The organism is Rubrivirga sp. (genome assembly GCF_049648075.1).
Classification (GTDB): domain Bacteria; phylum Bacteroidota; class Rhodothermia; order Rhodothermales; family Rubricoccaceae; genus Rubrivirga.
Window position 1 is genome coordinate 1 of record NZ_JBARYR010000019.1, and the last position, 2,515, is coordinate 2,515.

Genomic DNA, 2,515 nt, shown 5'->3' on the forward strand with positions numbered 1-2,515 from the left:
TCTCTACGTGGGAACGGGCCGGACGCCCTCCGACGGACCGCCCCGGCGCCGGCCTCGAGGTCGTCCCCGGCGTCGTGCGCTACGACGACGTCATCCCGACACCGGACACGCCCCTGGGCGCCGTCGACGACCTGGCGCTGTACGCGGGTCAAAGCGCAGGGCTGGTCTCATCCGTGGTGCCGGCTCGCGACGTCGTCCTCGAGGTTGTGCGAGAGGCCGAGCAGGTGCTCTCAGCCTGGGCGTCGCGGTAAAGATGTGACCGTCGGGATCGATACCCGATGTGCCATCATCGGTCATGCCATGACCCGATCCCCAAGAGACACCTTCTATTCGCTGTTTATCGCGCTCGGCGGCGTGATCGGGGTCGCTATCACAGTCGCTTTCTCGGAGCGCGGCACCCTGGACTACGGGGGAGGGATCGCGCTCTACCTGGGAGTGGTAGCGATCGGGGTCCTCCTCTACGTCTGGGACCCCGCCCGACGCCACGCACGCGAGATCGCTCTCGCGCTCGCGATCTTCGTGACGGCCGTCGACACGGCGCTCACGATTCAGCCCGTGGCAGCCACTGACCTCGTTGGGCAGGCGCAGATCATCCCCTGGCTGCTGATGGTACCCGCCGTGTCGGGCGCTGGGATCTCCGCCCTGGCTCGGCGGTGGTGGGAGCCCGTGCTGTACGGCGTCGTGTCGGTCGGGAGCGTCGTCGGTTGTGCGTTGGCGGGATGGCTCTCGGTCTCGTTCGCCGCGCCGCTCGCGCTCTGTCTCGCTCTGTGGGCGGGAGCACTGACGCTCACAGCGGCCGTTCGGATCAACATGGAAGACGCGCTCCGAGCGTCGAACCGTGATCTCGCCACGGCCAACGCAGACTTGGCAGAGGCCCAGTCGATCGCCGAGAACGCTCGTGAGCAGGCGGAAAGCGCCGCCCGTGCCAAGTCCGATTTCCTGGCGACGATGAGCCACGAGATCCGCACGCCCATGAACGGGGTCATTGGGATGACGGACCTGCTCTTGGACTCCGACCTCGACGACGACCAGCGCGATCTCGCCGGAACGGTCCAAGCGTCTGGCCACGCCTTGCTCACCATCATCAACGACATCCTGGACCTGTCGAAGATCGAGGCCGGTGCCGTCGAGATCGAGTCCATCCCGTTCGACCCCGCTCGCTTGGCCCGCGAGTCCGCGGCCGTCGTCCGGCTTGAGGCTGAACGCGCGGGCCTCACTCTCGAGGTCGACCTCGAGGACGGGGTCCCGAAGGCCGTCGTGGGAGACCCAACGCGCATCCGGCAGATCCTCCTCAACCTGCTCTCGAACGCCGTCAAGTTCACGCACGACGGCGGCGTCACCGTCCGTGTGAACACGTCGCCGGGCCGGCTCCGGCTCGAGGTCGAAGACACGGGGATCGGGATCAAACCGGACCATCAGAAGGAGCTGTTCGAGGCATTCACCCAGGCCGACTCGTCGACGACGAGGAACTACGGCGGGACCGGGCTGGGGCTGGCCATCTCCCGACACCTCGCCGAGTTGATGGGCGGCTCGCTCACCGTCACGAGCGCGCCCGGCCAGGGCTCCGCGTTCGTCCTCGAGGTGGCTGTCGGCACCACGGAGACTCGAGAAGAGACGGCTCCGCGCCCCGTCGAGCCTCCGTCCTCGATTCCGGCCGGGCTGCGCGTGCTGGTCGCCGAGGACAACGTCGTCAACCAGAAGGTGGCCGTGCGAACACTCGCCGCGTTCGGCCTCGAGGCCGACGTCGCCCCCGACGGAGCGCAGGCGCTCGACGCCCTGCTCCGAGCCGCCGCGGCCGGCCGGCCGTACGACGTGGTGCTGATGGACGTCCAGATGCCGGTCATGGACGGCCTCGAGGCCACCCGCCGGCTGCGTGCCGACCTCGAGGACGACGTGCAGCCCACCGTCATCGCGCTCACGGCCAACGCCATGGAGGGCGACCGCGACCGCTGCCTCGAGGCCGGCGCTGACGGCTACGTCTCAAAGCCGATCCAACGGGACGCCCTCGCCAAAGCCCTCGCCAACACTCCCAGCCGACACCTCGCCTTCGAGAGCCACTAGGCCGGCGCATCCAGCGCCTGCGCGGCCTCGAAGGCGACTAGTCCTCCATTTGCTCGGCTTCACGCTCCTGGCTCGTGGCCCGGCGGCTGTACCACGCCATCACGGGCGTCACGGACAGCCCGTGGACGACGATGCTGCACGCGATGACGGTCAGGACGAGCCCCAAGAGAATCTCGGTAAAGCCGTCTTGGAGGTCGTGCACCTCGGCGAACATGAGGTAGTACACCGACCCGATGCCTCGGACCCCAAACCACGCGATCAACTCGCGCTGAAGGCCCGTCGTCGACGAGCCGGCCATGCCGATCCAGACCGCGAATGGTCGGACGACCAAGAAGACGGCGGGCACGAACCACAGCATGTCCAGGGACCAGTCTGCTCGGTGGAGCAGCGCCCCCACCAAGACCACCAGAATCACGGCTCCGATCCGCTCGAGTTGCTCGGCAAACCCGAGGAC

General features: G+C 68.1%; 1 protein-coding gene and 2 pseudogenes. 2 read left to right on the forward strand and 1 reads right to left on the reverse strand.

What is annotated here, in order from left to right:
* Positions 1-251, forward strand: a pseudogene (locus WBA11_RS00620) (nitronate monooxygenase); the annotation flags it as partial.
* A 49-nt stretch (positions 252-300) separates the two neighbouring features.
* Entirely contained in the window at positions 301-2,061 is a 1,761-nt protein-coding gene (locus WBA11_RS00625; RefSeq protein ID WP_424518799.1) for an ATP-binding protein, read from the forward strand.
* Between the two features lie 37 nt (positions 2,062-2,098).
* Here the strand turns inward: WBA11_RS00625 and WBA11_RS00630 are convergent.
* Positions 2,099-2,515: pseudogene (locus tag WBA11_RS00630) on the reverse strand (cation:proton antiporter); the annotation flags it as partial.